The following is a 24,992-nucleotide window of genomic DNA, read 5'->3' on the forward strand; positions in this document are numbered from 1 at the left end:
GTCATGTTTGCAGCACTGTCCGGTGTCGAAACGGCTTCGCTTCGACTGGAAACTTCCAGACATGACGGGTGGAGCAATTGGGCGAGCTGGGCCTTGAGCGGCCCATCTCCTTTAGTTCGTGGAATACGGCTTCGGCAGGATCAGGACCGCTATCAGCGATATGAATGCGGCGGCCATGACGTAAAATCCGGGCGCGTGATAACCGATGCCCGTGCTGCCAAGCCAGGTCAGCGTCGCCGGGGCAAATCCTCCGAAGATCGTCACGGCGGCATTGTAGGCCAATGACATGCCGGTGGTGCGGATATTCGTCGGGAAAACCTCGGACAGGGTTGCAGGTGCGACCCCGACATATCCCGAGACCATGATGCAGAAGAGGCTTTGCACGATGATGAGCGTCGTCAGCGTTGGCGAAGATTGCAGCCACCAGATCAGGGGATAGACCGCGACCAGCATCGCGCCGGCGGCAATGGTAAGCATCAAGCGCCGACCGATCCTGTCCGAAATGCTGCCGGCGCTGACGCAACCGACCGCGAGGAAGACGTTGCCAATCAGCGATGCCGTAAACGCCTCCGAAGGGCTGAAACCGAAAGCACGCTGAACGAAGATCGGCATGTAGATGATCAGCACATAAACGCAGACCGCCCACAGGATCGAGAAAGCGAAGCCTTTGATCAGATGGCCGAAATAGTCCGAGAAGACGAGCTTCAGGGGTGTTTTGGCGGACTGGTTCTCGAGACTTGCCTGTTCGGCCTGAAAAGCCGGCGTTTCGTCCAGCGTCTTGCGCAGCCACAGGCCCACCGGCGCGATCAATACGCCAATGAAGAACGGGATCCGCCAGCCCCAGTCTCCGATCTCCTGCTCCGTCAGAAGCGAGGTAACCGCAAAGGCGACGAGTGCCCCCATGATGTTGGAAATCGCCATGCTTGCCTGCAGCCAGGAAGCATATTTGCCTTTTTTGTCAGCGGGCGCATGTTCGACAAGAAAGGCGGCTGCTCCGCCGATTTCTCCACCGGCGGAGAAGCCCTGAAGCACTCGTCCGGCAAGGATCATGAGCGGCGCTCCCACACCAATCGCGGCATAAGTCGGCGCCACCGCGATCAACAGGGTGCCCGCCGCCATGATCATGATGGTCAGGAACAGTGCGGCCTTTCGGCCAGCCTTGTCGCCATAGACCCCGATCACGATGGCTCCCAGGGGACGGATCACGAAGCCTAGCCCAAAAGCGAGAAAGGCTTTCACGAGTTCGACTGTATGATCGCCGCCGGGAAAGAAATTATGGGCGATGTAGATTGCAAACAGCGCATAGACGGTGAAGTCATACCATTCCAGGGCGTTGCCTATCGATGCTGCTGCAACGGCGCGCTCCGGTGATGACCGTCTGGCCGGTGTCACTGACAAATTTTGATATGTTTTTTCCATTATTGTCCCCTCTTGGCCTGCCGGTGCCGGCAGGCGATGTTGATTGGTGATCGTAATTTTCCGCCCTTCGTGGCGATTGATGGCGTCTCCTCGCTTTGACCTGTCAGATCTGCACGTGATTTATGCCCTTGCTGGCAATTTCATCCTGTGCCTCGGCATAGCCCGCATCCGCGTAACGGATGACGCCGAGCCCCGTATCGTTATCGAGCGATTGCGAGAGCCGGTCGTCAGCCGCATTGGTGCCATCAGCGACGATCGTGACCCCTGCCGAGGTCATGAAACCCGCATAACCCCCGCCGCCGGAGTGAAGCGCGACGAGGTCGGCGCGCGAAGCGCAGAGCAACATCGCGTCGAGAAGCGGCCAGTCGGCGATGGCGTCCGAACCGTCGAGCATGTTCTCCGTCATGATGTTCGGATGCGCCATGCCGGCTGAATCGAGGTGATCGCGAGAGAAGGCAACCGGCCCCTTCAATTCGCCCGAAGCGACCAGACCGTTGACCCGCCGTGCGAGTGCGCTTCGTTCGCCATGGCCGAGCCAGGCGATGCGCGCCGGCAGCCCCTCGAACGGAACATGCTTGCGCGCCAGCGAAATCCAGTTGGTAACGATCTTGTTGTCCGGAAACATCTCCAGCACCAGCTCGTCTATCCGCCCAATGTCCGAGGTCTCGCCCGACAGGGCCATCCAGCGGAAGGGACCAATCGCCCGGCAAAACAGCGGGCGCAGATAGGCTTCGGTGAAGACCGGAATGTCGAAGGCGTCAGCAACGCCGCCGGCCTGCGCCTGCGTGCGGATCAGGTTGCCATTGTCGAAAACCTCCGAGCCGGCCCGCTGGAATTCCAGCATGGCTGTTACCTGTTTGGCAATCGACGCCCTGCCGGCCTCGATCAGCTCATCCGGGTTCTGGCTGCGCAGGCGGCGCACCCGATCCAGATCGTAACCGATTGGAATATAGCCATAAACGAGATCGTGGGCGGAGGTCTGGTCGGTCACGATATCCGGAATGATCCCCCGCGCGGCTATTTCGGGATAGATTTCCGCTGCATTGCCGACAAGGCCGACGGACAGCGCCTCACCCTTCGCGCGGGCCTCTTCAATCCGTGCCAGTGCGCTATCGAGATCATCGGCAATCTCGTCGAGATAGCCGATATCCTTGCGGGTGCGGGCCCGTTCCGGATTGATCTCCACGCACAGGATGGCCGCGCCCGCCATGCGGCCGGCAAGCGGCTGCGCGCCTCCCATGCCGCCAAGGCCCGCGGTCAATACGAAACGCCCGTTGAGCGTACCGCCGAAGCGGCGTTCGGCAATACGCATGAAGATTTCATAGGTGCCCTGAATGACGCCCTGCGAGCCGATATATTGCCATGCCCCCGCAGTCAGGCCGCCCCAGCATATGAGGCCCTTGCGTTCGAGAGCATAAAAATTCTCGGCCTTGGCCCATTGGCCGACCATGTTGCAATTGGCCATAATGACCATCGGGGCCTCAGTCGAAGTCTTCATCAAGCCGACCGGCTTTCCCGACTGGATGACAAGCGTCTGATCCTCATCCATGGTCGTCAATGCGCGTACGATGGCATCATATGCGGCCTTGTTGCGCGCCGCCTTCCCGAGTGCTGCGTATACGACGAGATTTTCCGGGTCTTCACCGACAGCCAGCACGTTTTCCATAAGGCGCAGCAGGGCTTCCTGCCGCCAGCCCTTCGCGCGAAGGTCCGGGCCTGAAGGGATCGGGAAGCCGGGATTGCGGGGATTCTCTCTCGGCATCTTCAGGCCTCCAATGCGTAGTCGGTCAGGTTGATGCCCATGACCTTTTCGGGGTGGACATAAATCGCCGGGTCCATCAGGCCCGCGCCGATCGGAATGAGGGTCTTTGGGACATGCAGCAGGTGGATCTTCATGCCGACCTTCAGCTCGCCGACAGACAGCGGCTCAATCTCCTGCGACAATGTGGTGATGACATCCGGAAAGGTCGCAAGGCGACGACCATCGACCGCATCGACGGCCATGTATTCGTTCATCACATGCAGGGTCAGCGCCCCTTCGCCCCTGCCGATGGTAACGGTACCGACGTCGAAAGCCTCATTCGTATAATGGACATCCTTCGCGGTGATCTCTCCCTCGATCATGATCCTGCCGCCCGTGGTCGCAAGGATCGCATCGAGGACTGCCGCATGCCCTCGAGGCTCGGCGGCGAGGATTGCATGGCCAAGTTCCAGCGCCTTGGAAATTCCGCCGAGTGCCGCATTCTTCGCGACGTAACCGGCGCGAACCGGGTTGCGGGCCGAGGCAATGAAACCGCCGGACATGTCGGAGGCAGTGCGCAGGATAGGAGAGATCCGGCCGGTTGCGCCGCGCGTTACAAGCTCGATATAGCGGTTCTGATCGCGATTTCCGCCGACGGCCGTCTGGATCGACTGGTCCGGTTTTCCAGCCATGCCGATCGCGCCCATATCGCCGGTCGGATGGGCGCGCATGTCACCCACCGCGTCCAGTACCTTGCAGCCGAGGATAGCCGAAGGCAGCCATGCATTGAGGGTCGAGGACTTGCCGTTCTGCCCGATCATCAGGGCCGCGACCTTCGCACCAAGCTCATCCTGCAAAAGCTGCACGGCCTTGACATAATCAACGCCCCGCATTTCCCAGGGCGTGGTGGAGGCAGGCGCGCCGATGGCGGCAGCCGTCGCCACCCATTCGTCTTCGTTCAATTCGTTAATCGAGACGAGTTCCGGCGCACCGGCGTTCACCGCGGCGTAGCCCAGCATCCGTCCATGGTGGACCCAGCCGCCGCCGCCGGCCGCATAGACCGCGCCTCCCCGCACTGCGGGTTCCACATCTTTTTCCGTCAGAATTCTGGCCACCTTCAGCCCTCCCTTTTTCTGTCCAATTCCATAATCGTGTTTGCCAGAACTTCAGCCGCCAGAGCGAGGTCGGCCGCATCGGCCCACTCTTCCGGGCAATGGGAACGGCCGTCGCGGCATGGAACGAAAAGCATCGCCGAAGGGCACAGCCGTGCCATGAACGCCGCATCATGGCCCGCACCCGACACCATCTTGCGATAGGGCGTGTCCAGCCGGTCTGCGGCCTTTGCCAGCATCTCCTGCAATCCATCATCCATCTGCACGCCGGGATTGCCGGAAATCAGCCGCGCTTCGATCGTATTTTCACCGTCCGCATCAAGTCCGGTCAGCCAGGACACGAACGCCTCCTTGTCCTCCGCCCGCTCGGCGCGGATATCGACCAGCATGCGGACCCGCCCCGGCACCACATTGGCGGCGTTGGGGGAAATTTCGAACTCGCCCACGGTTGCGGTAAAATGCCCGGGACCACCGGAAAGCTCCGTCGCGTACCGCTCGATCTCACTCACGATCCGCGCCGCAGCGACAAGGGCATCCGCGCGCAACCCCATCGGGGTCGTGCCGGCATGATCGGGACGACCCTTAACCTCGATCTCGACGCGATTGATGCCGACAATGGTCGTCACCACCCCAAGCGCAATCTTTTCCCGTTCGAGAACCGGCCCCTGCTCGATGTGTAGTTCCAGAAAGGCCTTCAGGTCATCAGCCAAGGGAGCTTCAAGACTTTCCGGCTTGCCGCCCACGTCACGTATGGCGGTCGCCAGATCGCGCCCGTCACTGATACGCCTCAGCCAGTCCTGCGGCAGAACGCCCGCCATCGCTCGCGAACCGATGCAGGAAACGCCAAAAATGGAGACTTCTTCAGCAAGAAAATCGACGACGGCCAAGTTGTGCCGCAAGGCAACACCGCGCCGTGAGAGAATGCGTGCGACCTCCAATGCAACGACGACACCGGCAACACCATCAAAACGTCCGCCGTCCGGCACAGTGTCGGAATGCGAACCCAGCATGATCGTTCCGGCCTGCGGCTCGGTGCCTTCGCGGCGGCCGATCAGGTTCCCGCCCGCATCCGTCGAGACATTCAATCCTTCACCCAGGAAACGCCGACGAAGATAGTCGCGCCCTTCATCGAAACGGGGCGAGAAGGCGCGACGGGTCCAGGGACGTTCCGGATCGGTGATCTGCGCCAGTGCGTCGAGATCCGTTTCTATGTCCTTTATCGACGCGTCGAGATTGCGGCGCATCACAACAGCACCTTGCGCAGACCAAGTGTTTCGGGCGGCCGCACGAAAATGCCGGTTCCCGGCGCAGCCAGCACGTTCTCACCGTCGAAGACCATCTCGCCTCGCCGCCAGGTGGCTGCAACCGTCCAGGGCAGTTCCATGCCGTGATAAGGCGACCACCCCGCAATGGAATGAGGACTGCTGGCCGCGTCATACACCACGGGCCGATCGACAAGCACCATGACGTCGGCGTCACGCCCGACCTGCAGCCCGCCTTTCTGGTGGTCCAGACGAAAATGTCTGGCCGGATTTTCGGCCATAAGCCGGGCCGCCCACACCAGCGGTACACCGCGTGCGATCGCGCCCTTGACGAAAAGTGGCACCATCACCTCCAGCCCCGGGACGCCGGAGGCATTTTTCAGCATATCGGGATTGGTCTTGCGGTCCTCGCTCCAGCTCACATGATCGGTAGACACCATCGACACCCGCCCTTCCGCCAGATGGCGCCAGATCGCCTCCACTTCTTTGCGGGCGCGTATCGGCGGGTTGATCTTGGCCTTGCCGCCAAGCCGCGCGACGTCGTTCTCCTCATCCAGAACAAGGTAGTGAATGCAGCATTCGACGGAGGAATACCGGCCGTTCCTGCGATACATCTCGGCGATCTCGTAGCCGCGACTGACGGAGCAATGGACGACATGCGCCGGGCAATCTGTCTCGGCGCCAGTTTCATAAATCTGCAGCATCGCCAGCGTTTCGGCCAGTTCTGGACGCGAAAGGCCGTGCGCGCGCCAATCGGTGATGCCGGATGCCTCCACCTCGGAAATCGCGGCGCGGACATAGGCGTCGTCCTCATTGTGCACGCCTGCGGCGAGCCCGGTCTTTGCAATCTCGGCGAAACAGGCGCGAAGCAGCGCGGGTGGGATACGCGGAAAGCGTTGAGGATCCGTGCCGAAAGTCGAGAACTTGTAGGCGCAAACTCCCGCCGCCGCCTGTTCGGCAATGCGGGCGGCCCCCTCTTGCGGATCGACAGTGCCATAAAGCGCGACATCGATGCGCGCCTCTTCGTCGATCATCGCGACCTTGCGCCTGACGGCCTCGGCGGAACACACAAGATTGCCCTCATCATAGGGCATGTCCACGATTGTCGTGACGCCGCCCGCCGCCGCCGCACGGGTCGAGGCCGCAAAACCTTCCGCCCCCTTCTGCGACAGCGAATGCACCTGTGCGTCTATGGCGCCAGGCAATAGGATGCCGGTGCCGAAATCATGATTTTCTCTTCCAGCCGGCGCGGGGCCTTCTCCGATGAGTGCCGTTTTCCCGTCGCGAATGGCCACGAAACCTCGAGAAATCTCGCGGTCGGTCAGAATGACTCGCCCCGCCAAAACCGTATCGAAATCCGCCATGTCGTCCTCCTGTCATATTTCGACTATGAGGCACAATTAAATTAGTGGTATATCCCAAAATCCGGACAGACGATGCCGAAATGGGAAGATCGAGACGGGGCGTGGGCGGTGAAGGTTTCGACGATTCTTTTATGTGACCAGGTGGTTCGCCTCGGCGGCATCCACCTTGCGTCCAATACAACGGGAATTCCGGTTGCAACCGTATCTGATGCCGTCAACCGCCTGGAAACCGCCCTCTCCGTCAAGCTTTTCGTGCAGGGCGCAAAAGGCCTGATCCTGACGGCGGAAGGCGGAAGACTTGGCCCGTATCTCGCGCAGGCCGCCCATGAAATCTTCGCGATCCATGGCGCGTGCGGCGATGACCGTACGAAAGATATTTATCAGAGAAGCGTGTCGCTGATTGCACTCTTCCGCTTCGTGGACATTCTCGAATCGGGCTCGATCCGTAAATCCGCATTGAGGCTTCAAATCGGGCAACCACAGCTGACGCGGATGATGGCGATGCTGGAAGACAATCTGGGCGTCCAGCTTTTTGAACGGACCCGCAGCGGCTCGCGCGCATCGCCCGAGGGGCTTCGCATATCGCCCCACGTCAACAAATTACGCGATATCTGGGCTGCGCTGGACTCCACATCCGCCCTGCGTTTCAAGCGGCATCTGCGCCATTGGTCATTCGGCGGCATTCCTCCCGCAACGACGGACAGCCCGTCGGCAATTATTCTGGCGCGCATTGCCGCCAACTGGGCACGGCGTTTCGACACACCGCTGCTGATGCAGCCCGGACTTGCAGACAGCCTGCTGGAAGGACTTGAACAGCAGCGATACGATGCAGTCCTTGTCGACATGCCAGTCAACAATTCTCGCCTGCGCAGCCGTGAGGTTCTGCGCAGCCACCTTTCATGTTTCCTGCAGCATGAAGCACCTGAAATGACGGATGCAGATTCGCCGTCACAGATGCGCGAGGCGATCCTCAAGCACCCTCTGGTACTGCCTTCCCGCGCCTCCGGACTGCGCCAGACGGCCGAAAGCTTTCTCGAGCATCTGCTTGGACCAACGTGGCTGTCAAAGGTGCAGTTGATTGAGATCGACAGCATACCGGTGGCAGTGCAACTGATTGTCGGCCACGGATATTGTTCGATATTGCCGTCCAGCGTGGGAATAACCTCCCCGAAGGTCACGAGAATCCCATTGCCGATGACATTTTCCGTTCCATTGCTATTGGCCTGGCGTGCCGATGACAGAGGTACAGATATGGCGCAGCGCGTTCTTCAGCTGCTTGATATGACGAGCTAATGGTGGCCGAGCGGGCTCGGCTCCTGCAACTCGGGTTCAAGTATCTATTACTTTACAGAGCGGTCGGCTTCGGGCGCAATGAACTTGCAAGAGAAATAGAGGACGGTCGTGGGAAGCCTGTCTTCAGGCTTGGTCAAGCTCGGCACTATCTCTTCTATTCTTGCCATCACGGCGCTGATGTCAGTCAGTTGAGCTTCGGGCTGTCCAAGTGTCGCTCGCGCCAGTTCCTGAAAGCACGCGAACGATCGCAACTTCGATGTTCTGGTCGAGAACCTGTCCACCTCACCGATCCAGTACTGGCTTGCCAGCCTCATAGTCGCAATGTTTGGCAACACGTGATTTGGTCTTTGTTGTGCTTTTGCATCGCAGGGTAGACAGAAGCTTGATTTTCCGGTGATCGTAATTTTTGCGCCTCTGTAGGATCGCAAGAAACAAAAAAACTCCCGGCGCATTTGCTCCGGGAGTTTTGGATGTTCGGTTGCGGGGGCCTCAATCCACGGAGACTTGTCAGATCGGGGCGGGTGGTAGGTACACCCCTTCGGCTTCAGCCTTGAGATAATTTATCGATGCGCTATTCGGCAGTATCGAGTGGTAACAGCGCCTTCTTTCGTTCTGCAATCACCGTTGGATCGCTCATGATGTCCGTCCGCCGGCCCGGCCTACGGGCATGCTTGACGTAGCCATTCTTGTCGCTGTTGCCCTTTATCGTCGGCTTGGCCTGCTGGTCCTGACGCTCCTTAATATCGGCCAGCATATCGCCATAGGCTTGCGTCGCAGACGCGGCTGACGAAACGTCCGGCGCTGCTTGCGCGACAACCACAGTCCAGCACTAGATATCCAACCGCGCACCGTCTCGCGCAACACCCATAAACCATCGCGCTCTGTCAGTTTCTCGGTTGCCAACGTCAGACCGAAATCCGCATACCGTTCCCGAACCAGCGCCATCGCATAGTCGCGGACCCCTTCAATGATCCAGTTGTTCGACGGCTGGCCGATCACGTTGTACCGAATCGACACCGCGCCGCCAGTTCGTATCCGCTCCAAAATCTGACGCACCTAACGCGTGCTCAGGTCAAGTACATATGCCGCTGACACTATGGTCATCCCGCGGGCGACCACCTTCGATAGAATCTCGATCCGCTGCGCAATCAATCCCATCTGCAATCTCCCAGGCACCGACTAGCTGTAGTCGGAAGCAATAGTGGGGGGTAAGATTGCAGAGCTGTCACTTACCCTACCATCTCGGAAGGCCGATACGCGCGTAAACGACGTCAGCCTCGAAAATCGATCCCTGACCTGCGGCAAAGTGCGAAACGACAACACATCAAAAATCGCATTCGGTCTCCCGGAGCGATATGTCAAGCTGACCAAGTTGGCCAAAAACCGGCAATTTCACATCCAAAAAACGCACCTTTATCCAGATGCCGCGAGAATAATCAAAAGAGCGAGAGGGGGAAGAAATTTGTTAATGTCTTTAATCGCTCATTATCCATGCCGACAAAGCGCTCGTTGAAAGTGTTGTCAAATTGAACACGCAACGTGGCTTGCTGAGCGAGTGGATGAAGCTGCTCATAAGCCTGGATGATCCAGGAAATCTCTCGAAAAAACAACATTGAATGGAAAACGAACGCCTCCCTATGGCTGGGACAGCGGCGCGCAGCATTTCCGTTTCTAAAGGCGAGGTATTTCTATGTTTTCCGTTGATACGCTAAAAATTGGCACGAAGCTCTTAATTCTCACGGGTATAACGGTCGCCATCGGCGCAGGCGTCGGCATTTATGAAGCGACGAAACTGCGCTCAATTGACAACACCTACAGCGCAGTTCTGGACAGCGATGCCAATGGAACCGTGAAACTGGCGGAGATTACAGGCAATTCCGATTCGATCGGACGTGTTCTCTATCGCATGATTGCCGAAAGTGACCAGGCCAGTATACGAGTATCGGAGAAAGAACTCGGTGATGTTTTTAACGAAACTGAAAAATTCGTGGAACAGGCCGCCGCGTATTATCCCGATCGAAAAGCGGATTTCGATGCACTGAAATCTGATCTGGATAACCTTCGCGCGACAACTCCTAAAATTATAAACGCCGCGCTTAGTGCCGAGAATGATGTGGGGCTGAAGCTTGTCAGTGACAGTTTCGCGCCGATGCGCCTTAAATTCGACGCCAATGCGACAAAGCTCTATGATTGGGCGAAAGCGGAACTGCGGCGCAAGAACGATATTGCAAGTGAAGTAACCGATACAACGATCTTGACCAGCTACGTGGTGCTGGTGGTCGGCGCCATTTTGGCGATCGTTCTTGGCATTCTCATGAGTGTCACGCAGGTCGTTCGACCGGTCAGGCGCTTGACGGATACGATGGCTGAACTGGCCAAAGATAAGCTCGAAACGAATATTCCTTTTACGGACCTGCCAAATGAGATCGGCTCGATGGCGCGCGCGGTGGAGGTGTTCAAGCAGAACGCTGTCAAGGTGCGTGAATTGAATACGCAGGAAGCGGCATTGCAGGCCAAAAGTGCGGATCTTCAAACGAGCATCGCGACAATCGTTTCCGCTGCGGTTGCCGGTGATTTCACCCAGCGTATTACGAAGGATTACGACAGCCCCGAGCTCAACCGCTTCGCAGCAAGTGTCAACGAACTGGTGGCCTCTGTCGATCGCGGGATTGCGGAAACCCGGCGCGTTGTTTCGGCCCTGGCTGAAGGCGACATGACAGAGAAGATGCGCGGCGACTTCCAGGGCGCTTTTGGCGAGTTGCAGCAGAACGTCAATGCAACGATGAGCAATCTGGGATCGGTGCTCAGCGAAGTGCGCTCGGCCATCGATACGATCAACGCGGGCTCCGGCGAAATGCGGATTGCATCCGGCGACCTGTCGAGGCGGACAGAACAGCAGGCCGCCTCACTGGAGGAGACCTCCTCAGCGCTTGAGGAAATCACCGCCGCCGTGAAGAACTCGACCGAGCGCGCGCTGGAGGCCAGTCACATGGTCGACGAAGCACGCCGCAGCACCGAGCAGTCAAGCATCGTGGTCAAGGATGCCGTCTCCGCCATGGGCCGCATCGAGCAGGCCTCCGGCGAGATCAACCAGATCATCAATGTCATCGATGAGATCGCTTTCCAGACCAATCTTCTGGCGTTGAATGCAGGCGTCGAAGCGGCCCGCGCTGGCGAGGCCGGCAAGGGCTTTGCCGTCGTCGCACAGGAGGTGCGCGAACTCGCCCAGCGTTCGGCGGCAGCCGCCAAGGATATCAAGGGCCTGATTTCACGGTCGGGTGAAGAAGTGCACGCCGGCGTCAAACTGGTAACGGAGACAGGCAAGGCGCTCGGCCTCATTCAGGGGCACGTCGTCAAGATAAACGAACATGTGCACTCGATCGCAACAGCGGCCAAGGAGCAGTCGACCGGGCTGCACGAGGTCAGCACCGCCGTCAACCAGATGGACCAGGTTACCCAGCAGAATGCCGCGATGGTCGAGGAATCGACAGCCGCCACCAGCAGACTTGCCGATGAGGCCGTAAATCTCACCCGACTGATCACGCGCTTCAAGCTGGATGCGCGCACCGCTCCACAGATAGCAGACCAGACCAGCAAACCCGCCGCCTCGCCTGCGCGCGCGCTCGGCAGCAAGCTCGCCAGCGCCTTTGGCGGCCGTAGCGCCGCAGCCTCAGCTGAATGGAGCGAGTTCTGATGAAACCGGCTCTCCAAACCCAGCTCAACAGGCGCTGAGAGTCAGCAAACTCATCACAACGAACAGCAAACCCCGATGACGACGCAAATACCGTTCGGTGCAAACAACGCTATATCGAAGAGAAATCAGCAAATGTCACAGTCTACAGCAAATCTCAATCATCCGGCCGTTTTCAACGATACCGAGATCCAGACAATGCTCGAAAAGGAACGGGACAATCTTATAAAGACGACAAATTTTCTTGAAGCAATGTGCGCCAAGCTTTCGTTAACTGCCGCTGGTCTGCCATCGCTGTCAGTCGTCGAAGAGAATGCGCAAGACCCCGATGACCCGCGATTGACCATTGAGGCGGCAGGCATCACCCCGGTCAAAATTCCCATGTGATTTGGAAGAGCGCGGAAGCAACATCCATTTCGCGCAGCAGGATCTCCAGCTTACCGGCCACTGCCTCACGGGGCCGAGGCTTCGCAGCCCAGATGACTTGGGTTTCTCAATATCAATGTTTGCGATGAATCTCCAGAACCAGGCCGGGGGTGAGACCGGCCGTGGCCGCTGAGGGCTTGAAAAATAAACTTCAGAGAAAAGAAGGAACTCTTTGTGTGTCTGCCGGAAACCGATGCTTCGGCCCAGAATTCAAACCCGCAGATAGCCCGCGGTTGCCGGGTCATGGGCAAGCGCCGTTCGTCCGCTCGTCACCACGCGCATGCGAGGCTGCGCCAATATTCTAACCGCCCGTCGGGATTGGCGCCCAAAGAGGAAATGATGTGACTTCACTTCGCAAACACCATCCTTCCATTGAGCGCTATATTCGATCGATTGGCCGTTATTTCGTCATTGCCGTTGTGACCATGACACTTCTGATCGTGGCGACTTATAAAACCGTTTCAATCGCGCTCGATCGACATTCGCTGCAACAGGACATCAGTTATCTGCTGGGCCGGCAATTCATCCGCTTCCAGCAGCTGTCGAGCCAGACGCGCGCGATCATGCGAGCCTCCGCGGACCCATCGACACCAGATTATGTCGTAAACCCCATGGTCGACAATATTCGCGAATCGATCAGCGACATGCGCGCCATGAACGCGAAGCTGGACGAACTCCACGAAAAGATCGCTGGTAATCTTCTCGAAAAGCTCAACCCGAGGGACGAAGTCATGGAAAATCTTCGTTCCGAATTCGACGCACGGCTTGAAGATTTCCTAAGCCGCGCCGAACGCGTTATCGAGGCTACGCGGGAAGATCGGCGTCAGCGCTATTCCTTCTGGGGACCGATCGATTTTGCCGTGGCGTCCGACAGCCTGCTCATGCGCCAGTTCAGTGCGTTAATCGAAGGCGCGCACGACAGGAGTGAAGGCAGCATCAGCCATGCGCGATTAATAAGCACATTGCTTCTCAGCCTGAACGCGGCGGCGCTCATTCTGGCAACCGTGCTTCTTTTCCTTCCTCTCCTCAGGAAACTGCACAACGAACATCGCCGCACCCTCGATTTCGAGGTCAAGCTAACGCATCTGGCGCATTCAGACGCTCTGACAGGTCTCAATAATCGATCCTCCTTCAACGATGCATTGACCGGATTGTTTGACGATCTCGAGCGGACCGGAAGAGGTTTTGCCATGTTGCTTGTCGATCTCGATCATTTCAAGGACATCAACGACAGCCTCGGACATCCTGCCGGCGATGCGGTTCTCAAGCAGGTCGCCAATGTCCTGCGCAAGACCTTCCGCCCCGACGATATCGTTGCACGGCTCGGCGGCGACGAATTCGCGGTGCTCCTGCCGGAAATCGACGATGCGACAACGCTGGAAGCAATCGCCCACTGCGCGGTCGCTGCAATTGCGGATGAATATCGTTTCGAGGGACGGCTTCTGCCCGTATCAGCCAGTATCGGCGGAGCAGTCGTCCCCCAACATGCCAATGACGAGGGCATGCTTGCTCAACTCGCCGATCTTGCACTCTACGCCGCCAAAGGCAAGCGCAACACCGCCACGATCTTCGACGAGCGTTCGCACGCCCAGCGTCTGCAAGAAAACCAGCTTGCCCTCGCCCTCGCCGCCGCCATCGATCGAAACGAATTCGTCGTCCACTATCAACGCAAGATCGAGTTGCAGACAGGCTTGCATCTCGGTTTCGAAGCACTGGTACGCTGGCAACATCCGGAACTCGGCATTTTGCCGCCCGCGCGTTTCCTGCCCCTCATCAAGCGAAACAATCTGATGTGCGGCATGACACGCTGCGTCATAAATGCGGTAGCCTCGGATCTAAAGGGCTGGAAAGCAAGGGGACTGCGACCCGGATCGATTGCCATCAACCTTCCCGAAGCCTTGCTGATCGGCGAGGACGGCTACAATCTGGTTGCGAATGCGATAGATACAAATCGTCTGGAATGGGCAGATCTTGCCGTTGAAGTGACGGAAGATGTTTTCCTCAATCGCGGTGCCGATCAGATACGTGAAACCATCGCCCGCTTCAGAGACCACGGAATGTCAGTTTCCCTGGACGATTTCGGTACAGGGTTTGCCTCACTGGTGCATTTGCGTGATTTCCCGTTCGACGAATTGAAGATCGACAGGAGCTTCGTAACAGACCTCGGCAACGATATACGGTCCGAGCAGATCGTCAGGGCCATGATCGATCTCGCACACAGCCTGGGCAAGCGATGCGTTGCCGAAGGTATCGAGAACGACATTCAGCGCGATTTTCTTCTCGCAGCGAACTGCGATATTGGCCAGGGTTATCTCTTTGCGAAGCCTGAGCCAGCAGCAATTGCGGCCAAACGCCTGATATCAATCGCCTCCACCCAGCCCGCGATACAGCCATCACTGCAGCAGGCCGCGGGCTGATGTTTTGAAACGGCAAAAAGTCCCCCAAGACTCCACACATCAACGGAGGCATGCAAATGAATGTGCATAAACGACTATGGCTGATGGCTTTCCTCGTATCAGCCGCCGCACCAGGCATTGCCAATGCCGGCAGCGGCATGTCGGTCGATGTGGTCCATTTCTGGGTGTCTAAAAGTGAATCCGCTGCGCTGGACGTATTCCGCAGAAACTGGTCTGCCGCAGGCAATCAATGGGCTGACATCCCGGTCGAAAACAAGGTTGCCGATCAGCGGCTGGTGAGCGACCGCATCGCAAACGGCTATGCTCCGGCCGTCATGCAATGGAACGCTAACGAAGGTTCGCGGGAATTGCCGGAAATGGGGGTCGTTCAGGATATAGACGATGTCGCCCGGGCCGATCACTGGCGCGAGATCATTCCCGCAACCGTATTCGACCGGATATCCTACAAAGGAAAGGTATATTTCGCCCCGACCAACATCCATGCAGAAAACTGGCTGTGGACGAGCACCAGGGTTCTGGGGCAAGTCGCCGCCGCCGAACCGCGATCCTGGAACGAAATTTTCGAAACAGCCGAGAGGATCAAAATCTCCGGGAAGATCGCGATTGCAATTGGCGGGGCTCGATGGGAAACCTCGCTTATCTTCAATGACATTATTTACCACGTCTTCGGACCGCAGGGATATGCCGGACTGATGGGCGGTGACGCGGCACTGGTTCAGGATCCACGCATGACCGAGGCATTGAGTATGCTTCGGCGTCTGTCTCGATATGCCGCGCCCTATGAAACACGAAAAAACAAGACCTGGGCAGATGCCGCAGCCGCAGTTGGCGCCGGTGAAGCAGGCATGCAGTTCATGGGAGACTGGGCAAAGGGCGAATTGATAACGCGAGGCTACCGCGTCGATGACGATTTTGGTTGCAGCCTCGTCCCCGGCACATCAATCGCATATTTCATGGTAATCGACGCATTCGCATTTCCCATAGCCAACCGGGACGGCGTGGCGGATGCACAGCGGGCATTCGCCCGCATGGTCCTCGACAGCGGCAATCAAGTCGCCTTCAGCCGCATCAAAGGTTCCCTCCCCGTCCGGATCGATGTCGATCCGACCATCCTCGACCGTTGCGGTAAACTTGGGCTGGAAATGATCCGGGCAAAAAACGGCGAGGTCAGCGCACAGTCGCAGGCCATGCCGAGCCAGATGTCGGAAGGCTGGATTGGCATTGTCGGTGACTTCTTCAATGACGAAAGCATTTCCCCTCAACAGGCGCAGCAAAGGCTCGTCGATCTCCTGATCCAGCACTAGATGGCGATCTGTCAGCCCTGCGCTGTCAGTATCGGCGTCGCGTCTGCGACGGTAGCTGGCCGAAACGGCGGGAATAATCCGCCGCAAATCGCCCCATATGGCTAAACCCCCATTTGCAGGCAATATCGGCGACGCTCAAGCCGGGATCGCAATGCAGGAGATCGTCATGTGCAGCAGCCAGACGGATATCTTGAAGATACGCCATCGGCGTGGTGTTCTGAAACTCCCGGAAACCCTGTTGCAGCGTGCGGACACTCACTTTCGCCGCAACAGCGATATCCGTCAGTGAAAGGGCGGCGGAAATGTTTTCATGCATGAAGTCAATCGCCCATTTGACATGGCGCGGAGACGGAGACGCTACGTGGGATGCAAGCTCGGCCGAATAGCGACTATGACAGTTCTCCAGCAAAAGATAGATTGCCGCATCGTAAAGAGCGTTCAAGCTCAAAGGCGAAGCTTCCAGCCCGCTTTGCGATGCAGTCAGGCTGTGCATATCGTCTACGATACGCATTAGCATCCTGCCTGCGCCAGCCGTAAGATCGATCGTCGGCTGAATGTCCAGATTTCCGGTAACCGAACGGTCGAGTAAGTGGGAAAGGATATGGGTAATCTTCCGGCGCTCGAGAAAAAGAGCGAAATGGCTTCTCGGCCCCACTATTCTGGTTGCTCCGGTCATCGCCTCACCTTCCAGGATGGTGCCTGTTCCGGGTAAGGAAACAAATTCATGTCTCCCGAAGCAAGCTTCTCCGCTGATCGGCAGGAACACCAGCAGTTTGTCGCTCGGCACCTCTCTTTGGATGAGAAGATCACCTCCATAGGTGCACTTCGCAAGCGTTGTTCCACCGACGGAGAAAAATCGGCAGTTAAAAAAAAGAGTGCCGTCCGTCTGCGGCGTTACGGTAAGCGGTGACGACGTTGTCGATAACAGCGCACTCAGTTCCTCGGGGTCGCCTCCCCTGTATTCCAGGCAGCGCGGGGCTTCTTTGGGTGGAGGACTGAAACGTTGTCCGCTCCGCCCCGAGAGTTTGACACCCATAAGCAATCTCACGGCAAAAGAACCGGCTCGTTTGGGAGGATCAGGACCGGCTGATATGAAAATCCAGTCGCCACTGAAATCGTCTCGCTGACATGACCTGGATTGAAGCACGCTCCGGCGATGAAAACCCGTGTGACATGTTTAAGACGATTAGCCTAAAACCCTTTAATTTCCATAGGTTAATTCCAAAGACCAGACATAATTGCGCAAATCGGATGATCATGCGATAAATGGATAATTAAAAAGAAACCGCTCCTGCGGCTTATTTCCTGCACTATTGCGCTGCGGTTATGATCAAACCAAGCAACGGAAGCTAAAATGCTTAAGCATTTCATCTTTTGATTGCTTACAATATCAAGATGCAGCCCCTTGTTGTCCCGGACATGTTTCAAGTTCGGTTTCCAGGCTTCGTATCATCTCTGGCTTTCCATGATAGAAAACCGAATTCCGGATTTTAATCCTCAGCTCAAGGGTGAAACCTTTGATGACATGGTCAGTGCCCTGACCGCCGGTTTCGGTCATTTCGAGGCATGGCGAACAGACAGAGGACAGTTACTCGACTGGAAAGTCGGCTTTTGGGGCAATGAGCAATTGTCACTGGTCAGCAATCAGGATTGCGGCGGCTGGGGAGCGAGAACGATTGAGCAGACACCGGAATGCCTGGCAATTCTTTTGCCCCGTTCCGGTTCTGTCGATGTGAAACTCGGTAACAATATAATTGAAGGCACGCAGGGGCGGCTGTTACTTACGAATAACCACGAGCCGGAACAGGTTGATGTCCGAGGCGGTTTTCACCGCTCGGATACGCTCAGTCTGAATTGGAATACTCTCTCTCGAACCTTTGCCGCCGCATTGGATGCCCCTCTGGTCGGGCCAATGGACCTCGAGCCTATCATCGAGCTTTCGACAGGTACGGGTCAATTGATCGGCAGCCTGGTTGAGACGATTATTCTTGGCATGCGCAACGATGGCCCACTGCTGCGATCTCCTATCGCAATGTCGAATTTAACGCAGGCGCTGGCCGATCTTGTTATCCGGCATGTGCCCCATCGTCTCTCCTACCTTCTCGACAAAAGAGTCTATCTCCTATCGCCGCGACACGTAAACCGTGCCATCGAATTCATGCATTCAAACATAGGGCAGCCGCTTACCATGCAAAACGTGGCCGAGGCTGCGGGCACTTCCCTTCGCGCACTTGAGGTTAGCTTTCGCGACTTCAAGCGCATCACACCCTCCGCTTATCTGCGGAAAATTCGCTTGCAGGCTGCGCGAGAGGATTTGCTCGATCCCTTTAATCAGCAATCGCTGAGAGAGATCAGTTTGAAATGGGGCTTTTTTCATTTCGGCCGTTTTTCCGCGATCTATCGGGCAGCCTATGGAGAAAACCCGTCAGACACAAAAAGACGATCGCGGACGATCAAATAATCGCCTGCCGGGCAATCCGCGTGACCGTCGACGTTTTTCCGGCCAAATTTTTCTCTGCCAAAAGCAAACATGCAGCCGCCCCATTTATCGTGTTCACAGGATGGCCAATGCGCTCCCATAGCGAGCGACGACAGCGTCTAGGCCGAAGATGAACGCCTTAGCTTCGAACAAATATCGATAAAGGCACGTAGCTTGGGCTGGTTCTGGGCAGTTTTCGTAAAGTACAGGAAGAGCCCGTCCTCACCTTGCGAGTATTCCAGCAAGGCAGGCTCCAGAAGCCCCGCTGAAAGTTCCTGCGATGTGTGAAACGTCGAGGAATAAATAAGCCCGAGCCCTTGCACCGCAATTTTCCGCATGAGTTCACCATCATTGACCGTGATTGGTCCATTGGGTTCTATGCGCACATTCTGGCCGTCTTCAACAAACCCCCATCGGTAAATGTCACCCTTTTCCGGTCGGCGGAAGCGGATACATTGATGTTCCGTCAGATCATTCGGCACTTTGGGGCAGCCGTATTTCCTGAAATAGTCTGGCGAGCCAAATACCGCCCATTTGAAAGGTGGCGAGAGCCTCACCGCAATCATGTCCTGTGCAATGTATGAACCGATGAGAATGCCTGCATCATAGCCTTGCGATATGAAATCGTCATGTCTGTTGCTGACCGTAATATCCACTTTGATAAGCGGCCAGGCCTCCCGAAATGCCGGCAATATCGGCTCGATGACGTGTGGCAATGCCAGCCGCTCGACGATAAGCCGCAAGGTGCCGGAGGGCTCCGTCGTGGATTGCTGCGTTTCTTCGAAACTCGTCTCGATCAGCTTTGCCGCAGGGGCGATCTTTGCCAGCAGCATGTCTCCCGCTTCGGTCAAGGATATCCTGCGTGTCGTCCGATGAAACAAAGGTGTCGCCAGCCGTCGCTCCAGCTTCTGTAAGGCCTGGCTGATCGCCCCCGGCGTCACGCCCAGTTCCAGAGCAGCTTTGCGGATGCTGTGGTGTTTCGCAATCGCCAGGAATTCGGAAAGACCGTCAAATGCATTGTGGCGAGTCATCGATGTCTTTCGTTCTCAGAGCGGTTCTAAAGGCCATGATAGCGAAATATGGAGATTATTCGACCGAATACAGTTCAATTAAGTTGATTTTCTAAACAATCCATTTAGCGGCAGACGGCTTATTTTGCACGGTCAGGCCGGACATATGGTGGGTGTCGCAACAAGCTAAAGGAATGAGCATGTCCATCGTCAATCACGTCGCCGGTCTGTGCGTTGCCATTGCAGCCCTGGCCGCCATACCCGCGCAGTCGTTCGCCCAGCAGGCAGACAATGCCAAGAAAAAAATCCTGATCGTCGTTTCCAGCCTCGACAAAAAAACACCCGAACTCGTCGGCGGTTACTGGTTCCCAGAGCTGACGCACCCGGTTGAGGTTTTTGACGAGGCCGGCATCGACTTCGACATTGCAAGCCCCAAAGGCGGCCTCTCACCCTTTGACGGTTTCGATCTCAAGGACCGCGCAACGCTGAATTTCTGGACCAATCCGGAACATCGGAACAAGATTGCCAACTCGATCAAGCTCTCCGACGTGGATGCGGACCAATACGCCGCCGTTCAATTGGTCGGCGGTCACGGTCCCATGTGGGACTTCCGCAACAACAGGGAACTTGAGGATATTGTCCGTAAGATTTACGAAAGTAACGGCATCGTCAGCGCCGTCTGCCACGGCCCCGCGGGGCTGATCGATGTCAAGCTGAGCAACGGTGAAAGCCTGATCAAGGGTCGCAAACTCACCGGCTTCACAGCCGAAGAGGAAGCCGCCCGCGCTTACGACAAGATCGTGCCATTCGAGCTTGAAGCCGCGCTGAAAGACGCCGGCGCAACATTCGAGGAAGCGCCGATTTTCCAGAGCCGTGTCGTCGTCGACGGACGCCTGATCACCGGTCAGAACCCGGCCTCGGCGAAGGAGTTCGCCGAAGCAATCGTCAAGGCCCTTGAAAAGAAAACGCAATAAGCTCGCTCCTCGGCTGGCGTCCCGTCCTGTCGGACGGGGCGCCAGAACAAAATTCCATCCCCGATCGAATTGGGTTTTATCGCCTAAACACGTTGGCCAGTCTCTTCGTCGAAAAGATGGACGTTGCCTGCATCCAGGCTAAGGAATACCGTTTCGCCGGGACGCAATGAGACGCGCTCGCGCATCAACACTGTCAGGTACTGCTCTTCCATAAGGACCGTTATCTGGGTTTCGGAGCCGGTCGGTTCGACCAAAACGACGCGCGCGGGAATATTGCCTTCCTTCACGATGGAAAACTTTTCCGGTCGGACTCCGTAAAACAGAACACGCTCGCGGCTTAGGGATTTTCTGCTCGCCGGCAGCGGCAAGGGAATACCGCCGATGGTGCGAAAAATCTTGGGATCGTCCGCCTGTATGCGGCCTTTAATCAGATTCATCGGCGGCATACCAATAAAACCGGCAACAAAGGTAGTCGCGGGATTGTCATAGATATCGAGCGGCGTGCCTACCTGTTCGACAAAGCCATCCCTCATCACCACGATGCGATCCGCCATCGTCATCGCCTCGGTCTGGTCGTGGGTAACATAGACGGTGGTGATCTTCAGCCGCTGATGCAGTTCCTTGATCTCGGAGCGCATGGCCACGCGAAGCTTGGCATCAAGATTGGACAGCGGCTCGTCGAACAGGAAAACCTTTGGGTCGCGTACCATCGCACGGCCCATGGCCACGCGCTGGCGTTGCCCCCCTGAGAGATGGCGCGGGTACCGGTCGAGGTAAGGTTCGAGCGCCAGAATCCTTGCCGCATTCTCCACGCGCTTCGCGATTTCCTGCTTTGCCACGCCGCGAAGCTGAAGTGAAAAACCCATGTTTCCGGCAACGGTCAAATGGGGATAGAGGGCATAATTCTGGAATACCATGGCAATGTCCCGATCTTTGGATCGCAGATCATTGACCATTGTGCCGTCAATGGAGAGTCGGCCATTGGTGATCGATTCAAGCCCGGCGATCATTCTCAGCAATGTGGATTTTCCACATCCCGAGGGACCGACCAGGACGATGAACTCGCCATCTTCGATGACGACATCGATGCCGTGGATGACAGGCAAGCTGCCGTAGCTTTTGCGGATATTCTGCAATTCAATCGAAGCCATATTCTGCGCCTCTTCCTCCCGAATGGCCCTCAGGCCGTCCCTTCGCCTTCGTGGTTCACGGCTGTTCGCTGGCCGGATGAGAATACGATCAGGGCAAATAGCGGCTCCGGGCCGAGAGCCCTTGCCCAATGGCGGATATTGCGGGGGATACGGATCGCATCGCCCTGTTGCAGTAGATAGAGCGCGTCGCCCAGCTTGTGTTCACAACTGCCGGAGACAACATAGAGGATTTCCTCACAATCGGGATGTGAATGCAGCTGGTTGCGTTCGCCAGGATTGATCCGGCAGGTGCCGAAGGTCATTTCGGCCCCGGATGCGCCTTCGCCGGTGATCTTCCAGTTCAGTTCGCCCCAGGATGTCGGTACGAACTCGCCAGCCGCCTTCCTGAAAATAATGTCGTTTTCTGTCATGTCGGTCCCCGGATCAAAGGTTGATAGTGACGCCGGCATCGGCGGTGCGGTAGAGTTCGAAGAGCTTCATGATCTCCCGTGCGATGGCGAGCGTGCCCTTGGTAATCGTCCGCCCGGACTGGATCGCGTCGGTCAGGTGCAGGATTTCCGGTACATAGCCGAGATAAAAGAGATTGTTGTTGTAGAGCTGACCGAGCGAATGTTCCGGCTCATAGACAAGCGCCGCATTCGCGTCCGGCTGGATGAAGCTTGCGGCGCGACCATAGGCCGGTAGGTCGGCCTTGCGAAAATAGGTCAGCTTGCTGCCATTCTCGACAATGGCATTGGCGCCTTCACCGATGATCTCGACCCGCTCGAACAGGCTGCTGCCGGACTGGCCAGCAGCGAAATGCAAGGTGCCGATGGCGCCGGAGCGAAACCGTATATTGGTGAGAGTAGCCCCCGTGACCGGTTCCCACTCATAGCTGGCCCGCTCGATTTCACCGCCGAGGAAGTTGAGAATCGAGCCAGGATGATAGATGTGATCGAGGAAGCTCTGCATCTTGACGAGATTTGTTCGTTCATCCGGCACCGGCAGGCTTTGCGGATAGCGCAGGTTGATAGATGTCAGCCTGCCGAATTCCGAAGAGCCGATCAGGTCCTTGAGCTTCTCGATGGTCGGGAAGAAAGTTTTCTTCAGCCCCGTCATTACCATGCGCCCTGCCGAAGCACTGGCCGACATCAGGCGCTCGATCTCCTCGATGCTGGCCGCCGTCGGCTTCTCCATCCAGACGTGGCACCCGGCATTCAGCGCGTCCAACGCAAGATCGGTGGCCTGAACGCGTCCGTCGGGGCGATAGGCTGTCACGAGAAACACCAGATCGGGTTTTTCCCTGGCAAGCATCTCGTGATGATCACTATAGGCCCTCTCGGCGCCGAACAGCCTGGCGAACTTGGCAGCACGATCGATATCGAGATCGCAGATGCCGAGCAGTTCCACCGGCGCATACCGCAATGCCGGGTAGACGTTGCGATATGCATGACCGCCAGCTCCGATAAAGCAGGCTTTAATGCGGTTTTCGAATTCGAAATTATAGCGGATTTCCCGCTGGACATGGTGTGACATGGTCAGCCCTTGATTGCACCCTGTGTCAGCCCTTCGGTAAAACGTCGCTGCATCAGGATGTAGAGAATGATGATCGGCAGAAAAGAGATGACAGTGCCCGAAAAAACCAACCGGTATTCAGAGGCATAAGTACTTGCGAACCGCACCAGACCGAGAGGCAGGGTCTGCACCTCGGGGCTGATCAACACGATCAGCGGCAGGAAGAAATCATTCCAGGTGGAAAGCGCACTGATAATCACCAGCGCCTGGATCGCCGGTGTCGAAATCGGCAGCAGCACCCGTGTCAGAATCTGCAGGTGGGAAGCGCCATCGATCTTTGCCGCCTCCATCAATTCGTCCGGCACACTGATGAAGAAGCTGCGCATCAGGAAGATGCCGAAGGGAATGCCGCTGCTGACCTGGGCCAGCACGATACCCGAAAGCGTGTTCACCAGATTCAAGCCGAACAGCACCTGATAGAGCGGAATGACGATAGCCTGGATCGGAACCGTCAGCCCAAGAATGAAGACATAGAACAACCATTCCCGGCCGGGAAAACGGACCTTGGCCAAAGCGTAGCCGGCCGGGATGCAGGTCAGCAGCGACAGAAGCACAACGCCTGTCAGGTTGAGCAGACTATTGCCCACCAGCTCTCCAAACCCTCCGATCTGCCAGGCATCCTGATAATTGCGCCACATCATATCTGCGGGCCACGCATATGGATTAGCCTGCCCGATCTCGGCTTCGGTCTTGAGGCTTGACAGGATGAGCCAGACAAAGGGCGCGAGAACAAGCAGCGCGGCGGGCAAGAGGCCGAGCACGACAGGCCATTCACGATGACGGGTACTCATTGGGACAACCTCGCGCGCCAGCGGTTGAAGACGAGGGTGATGACAATCGCCAACAGGCTGAGCAGAATGCACAAGACGGCTGCTCGCCCATGATCCTGCGACTGGAAGGCGAGCCGGTAGATGTAAGTGGTGATCAACTCGCTCTGGTAAAATGGTCCGCCATTTGTCATGACGAAGACCGTCGCGAATCCTTTCAAGCCGTTGATCATGGCCAGCGAAACGACAAAGGTCGTTACCTCGCGCAGTCCCGGCAGTGTGACATGCACGAGCTTCTGGAAAGCAGAGGCGCCGTCCACTTCAGCGGCGTCGTAAAGCGACCGGTCAATATTCTGCAATCCCGCGATGAAAAGCAGCATGTAAAGGCCGAAGCCCTGCCAAGAACTTGCGACATTGACGGAAAAAAGCACCAGAGCAGGATCGGAAAGCCACCCTTTCGTGAAAGCGCCGAGGCCCATTTCCACAAGCGCGGTGTTCAGCAAACCGTAGAACGGATCGTAGATGTTGGCCCAGATGACCCCCACCACCGCCAGCGATACCAGATGCGGCAGGAAAAACGCCGTCCGAAAGAAAACCTGGGTTACCTTCAACCGGCTGATGGCAAGCGCCAGCACGAGACCCAATCCTCCAGCCAGAACGACGTGATAAATCAACCACAGCAACGTGTGCCACAAACTCAGCCAGACGATGGGGTCGGCGGCGGTTGCAGCGTAATTGTCGAGGCCCACGAAGCTGGATGCCGTGTTGAAACCGGCCGAACTGTTGAAACTTAGCCAGAATGTCGCGGCTATGGGCGCAAGGCTGAAAACCGCGTAAAGCGCAAGCGCAGGCGCCATCAGCCAGATCGCGCTTCGGGTGTCGTGTCTGTCGAAGCGGCCGCCGGTACTGGTCTGCCGCCGTTTTTTGAAAATTCGGCCGGTTGCAGCGGCCACCATTGCCTCGGCTCCATCGGCGCGGTCGCCGAGGGGAGCAGCGTTGCTGCTCCCGGACGTTTCGCGAATGCTCAC

At 57.2% G+C, this 24,992-nt stretch carries 20 protein-coding genes and 1 pseudogene; 7 read left to right on the forward strand and 14 right to left on the reverse strand.

Translation table 11 applies throughout. The features are described 5' to 3' along the window. Positions 1–111: 111 nt before the first annotated feature. The 5 genes from L904_RS15955 to L904_RS15975 form a co-directional block, all read right to left on the reverse strand. The gene (locus L904_RS15955; protein ID WP_020812720.1) at positions 112–1,419 is read right to left on the reverse strand and encodes an MFS transporter; all 1,308 of its coding nucleotides are present in this window, start codon (positions 1,417–1,419) and stop codon (positions 112–114) included. Between the two features lie 103 nt (positions 1,420–1,522). After that, positions 1,523–3,181 (reverse strand): urocanate hydratase, encoded by a 1,659-nt coding sequence (locus L904_RS15960; protein WP_020812721.1) that lies wholly within the window; start codon positions 3,179–3,181, stop codon positions 1,523–1,525. A 2-nt stretch (positions 3,182–3,183) separates the two neighbouring features. Next, the gene (locus L904_RS15965) at positions 3,184–4,275 is read right to left on the reverse strand and encodes a DUF917 family protein (protein WP_020812722.1); all 1,092 of its coding nucleotides are present in this window, start codon (positions 4,273–4,275) and stop codon (positions 3,184–3,186) included. Between the two features lie 2 nt (positions 4,276–4,277). After that, positions 4,278–5,516: a Zn-dependent hydrolase gene (locus L904_RS15970; RefSeq protein WP_020812723.1), complete on the reverse strand. Its 1,239-nt coding sequence runs from the start codon at positions 5,514–5,516 to the stop codon at positions 4,278–4,280. After that, the gene (locus L904_RS15975) at positions 5,516–6,898 is read right to left on the reverse strand and encodes a dihydroorotase family protein (protein WP_020812724.1); all 1,383 of its coding nucleotides are present in this window, start codon (positions 6,896–6,898) and stop codon (positions 5,516–5,518) included. The genes L904_RS15970 and L904_RS15975 overlap by 1 nt, the downstream gene beginning before the upstream one ends. Before the next feature lie 72 nt (positions 6,899–6,970). Between L904_RS15975 and L904_RS15980 the strand changes: the two genes are divergently transcribed. Continuing rightward, positions 6,971–8,191, forward strand: a complete 1,221-nt coding sequence (locus tag L904_RS15980; protein ID WP_080707371.1) for a LysR family transcriptional regulator — start codon at positions 6,971–6,973, stop codon at positions 8,189–8,191. A gap of 571 nt (positions 8,192–8,762) precedes the next feature. Here the strand turns inward: L904_RS15980 and L904_RS27815 are convergent. Next, positions 8,763–8,945, reverse strand: a complete 183-nt coding sequence (locus L904_RS27815) for a hypothetical protein (RefSeq protein ID WP_059775506.1) — start codon at positions 8,943–8,945, stop codon at positions 8,763–8,765. 11 nt (positions 8,946–8,956) lie between these two features. Next, positions 8,957–9,349: pseudogene (locus tag L904_RS28165) on the reverse strand (ISNCY family transposase); the annotation flags it as partial. 532 nt (positions 9,350–9,881) lie between these two features. On the opposite strand from L904_RS28165, the gene L904_RS16000 reads away from it, so the two are divergent. The 4 genes from L904_RS16000 to L904_RS16015 all read left to right on the forward strand — a co-directional run bounded on the left by L904_RS16000 (position 9,882) and on the right by L904_RS16015 (position 16,029). Then, on the forward strand, positions 9,882–11,885 hold the full coding sequence (locus tag L904_RS16000) for a methyl-accepting chemotaxis protein (protein ID WP_020812729.1): 2,004 nt from the start codon (positions 9,882–9,884) through the stop codon (positions 11,883–11,885). A gap of 75 nt (positions 11,886–11,960) precedes the next feature. Next, entirely contained in the window at positions 11,961–12,269 is a 309-nt protein-coding gene (locus tag L904_RS16005) for a hypothetical protein (RefSeq protein WP_031234420.1), read from the forward strand. A gap of 380 nt (positions 12,270–12,649) precedes the next feature. Continuing rightward, a complete protein-coding gene (locus L904_RS16010) occupies positions 12,650–14,725 on the forward strand; it encodes a bifunctional diguanylate cyclase/phosphodiesterase (RefSeq protein WP_020812732.1) in 2,076 nt (691 codons plus the stop codon). An 83-nt stretch (positions 14,726–14,808) separates the two neighbouring features. Then, positions 14,809–16,029 carry an ABC transporter substrate-binding protein gene (locus L904_RS16015; RefSeq protein WP_020812733.1) on the forward strand — a complete coding sequence of 407 codons (1,221 nt, stop codon included), beginning with the start codon at positions 14,809–14,811 and terminating at the stop codon, positions 16,027–16,029. Between the two features lie 25 nt (positions 16,030–16,054). On the opposite strand, the gene L904_RS16020 is transcribed toward L904_RS16015, so the two are convergent. Next, complete coding sequence (locus tag L904_RS16020) at positions 16,055–17,065, reverse strand: AraC family transcriptional regulator (RefSeq protein ID WP_020812734.1); 1,011 nt, start codon at positions 17,063–17,065, stop codon at positions 16,055–16,057. Between the two features lie 429 nt (positions 17,066–17,494). Between L904_RS16020 and L904_RS16025 the strand changes: the two genes are divergently transcribed. Further along, a complete protein-coding gene (locus L904_RS16025; protein WP_031234423.1) occupies positions 17,495–18,490 on the forward strand; it encodes an AraC family transcriptional regulator in 996 nt (331 codons plus the stop codon). A 137-nt stretch (positions 18,491–18,627) separates the two neighbouring features. On the opposite strand, the gene L904_RS16030 is transcribed toward L904_RS16025, so the two are convergent. Continuing rightward, complete coding sequence (locus tag L904_RS16030) at positions 18,628–19,539, reverse strand: LysR family transcriptional regulator (RefSeq protein WP_020812736.1); 912 nt, start codon at positions 19,537–19,539, stop codon at positions 18,628–18,630. A gap of 179 nt (positions 19,540–19,718) precedes the next feature. Here L904_RS16030 and L904_RS16035 point away from each other — a divergent pair, with 179 nt between their 5' ends. Then, on the forward strand, positions 19,719–20,492 hold the full coding sequence (locus tag L904_RS16035) for a type 1 glutamine amidotransferase domain-containing protein (protein ID WP_031234424.1): 774 nt from the start codon (positions 19,719–19,721) through the stop codon (positions 20,490–20,492). Positions 20,493–20,575: 83 nt separating this feature from the next. Here the strand turns inward: L904_RS16035 and L904_RS16040 are convergent, their stop codons facing one another. From L904_RS16040 to L904_RS16060, 5 genes are read right to left on the reverse strand one after another with little or no spacing between them, the layout of a single operon-like run. After that, positions 20,576–21,643, reverse strand: a complete 1,068-nt coding sequence (locus tag L904_RS16040; RefSeq protein ID WP_020812738.1) for an ABC transporter ATP-binding protein — start codon at positions 21,641–21,643, stop codon at positions 20,576–20,578. Between the two features lie 29 nt (positions 21,644–21,672). Next, positions 21,673–22,053: a cupin domain-containing protein gene (locus L904_RS16045; protein ID WP_020812739.1), complete on the reverse strand. Its 381-nt coding sequence runs from the start codon at positions 22,051–22,053 to the stop codon at positions 21,673–21,675. Positions 22,054–22,066: 13 nt separating this feature from the next. Further along, positions 22,067–23,158 (reverse strand): Gfo/Idh/MocA family protein, encoded by a 1,092-nt coding sequence (locus L904_RS16050; protein WP_020812740.1) that lies wholly within the window; start codon positions 23,156–23,158, stop codon positions 22,067–22,069. Positions 23,159–23,160: 2 nt separating this feature from the next. Further along, positions 23,161–23,988: a carbohydrate ABC transporter permease gene (locus tag L904_RS16055; protein ID WP_020812741.1), complete on the reverse strand. Its 828-nt coding sequence runs from the start codon at positions 23,986–23,988 to the stop codon at positions 23,161–23,163. Further along, positions 23,985–24,992, reverse strand: a complete 1,008-nt coding sequence (locus L904_RS16060) for a carbohydrate ABC transporter permease (RefSeq protein ID WP_020812742.1) — start codon at positions 24,990–24,992, stop codon at positions 23,985–23,987. The genes L904_RS16055 and L904_RS16060 overlap by 4 nt, the downstream gene beginning before the upstream one ends.

This window comes from Agrobacterium sp. LY4 (assembly GCF_001526585.1).
Taxonomy (GTDB): Bacteria; Pseudomonadota; Alphaproteobacteria; order Rhizobiales; family Rhizobiaceae; genus Agrobacterium; species Agrobacterium leguminum.

Coding starts and splice junctions, on each gene's coding strand:
- L904_RS15955 (WP_020812720.1), bottom strand. CDS start 1,419: ATGGAAAAAACATATCAAAATTTGTCAGTGACACCGGCCAGACGGTCA.
- L904_RS15960 (WP_020812721.1), bottom strand. CDS start 3,181: ATGCCGAGAGAGAATCCCCGCAATCCCGGCTTCCCGATCCCTTCAGGC.
- L904_RS15970 (WP_020812723.1), bottom strand. CDS start 5,516: ATGCGCCGCAATCTCGACGCGTCGATAAAGGACATAGAAACGGATCTC.
- L904_RS15975 (WP_020812724.1), bottom strand. CDS start 6,898: ATGGCGGATTTCGATACGGTTTTGGCGGGGCGAGTCATTCTGACCGAC.
- L904_RS15980 (WP_080707371.1), top strand. CDS start 6,971: ATGCCGAAATGGGAAGATCGAGACGGGGCGTGGGCGGTGAAGGTTTCG.
- L904_RS27815 (WP_059775506.1), bottom strand. CDS start 8,945: ATGCTGGCCGATATTAAGGAGCGTCAGGACCAGCAGGCCAAGCCGACG.
- L904_RS16000 (WP_020812729.1), top strand. CDS start 9,882: ATGTTTTCCGTTGATACGCTAAAAATTGGCACGAAGCTCTTAATTCTC.
- L904_RS16005 (WP_031234420.1), top strand. CDS start 11,961: ATGACGACGCAAATACCGTTCGGTGCAAACAACGCTATATCGAAGAGA.
- L904_RS16015 (WP_020812733.1), top strand. CDS start 14,809: ATGGCTTTCCTCGTATCAGCCGCCGCACCAGGCATTGCCAATGCCGGC.
- L904_RS16020 (WP_020812734.1), bottom strand. CDS start 17,065: ATGGGTGTCAAACTCTCGGGGCGGAGCGGACAACGTTTCAGTCCTCCA.
- L904_RS16025 (WP_031234423.1), top strand. CDS start 17,495: ATGATAGAAAACCGAATTCCGGATTTTAATCCTCAGCTCAAGGGTGAA.
- L904_RS16030 (WP_020812736.1), bottom strand. CDS start 19,539: ATGACTCGCCACAATGCATTTGACGGTCTTTCCGAATTCCTGGCGATT.
- L904_RS16035 (WP_031234424.1), top strand. CDS start 19,719: ATGTCCATCGTCAATCACGTCGCCGGTCTGTGCGTTGCCATTGCAGCC.
- L904_RS16040 (WP_020812738.1), bottom strand. CDS start 21,643: ATGGCTTCGATTGAATTGCAGAATATCCGCAAAAGCTACGGCAGCTTG.
- L904_RS16045 (WP_020812739.1), bottom strand. CDS start 22,053: ATGACAGAAAACGACATTATTTTCAGGAAGGCGGCTGGCGAGTTCGTA.
- L904_RS16050 (WP_020812740.1), bottom strand. CDS start 23,158: ATGTCACACCATGTCCAGCGGGAAATCCGCTATAATTTCGAATTCGAA.
- L904_RS16055 (WP_020812741.1), bottom strand. CDS start 23,988: ATGAGTACCCGTCATCGTGAATGGCCTGTCGTGCTCGGCCTCTTGCCC.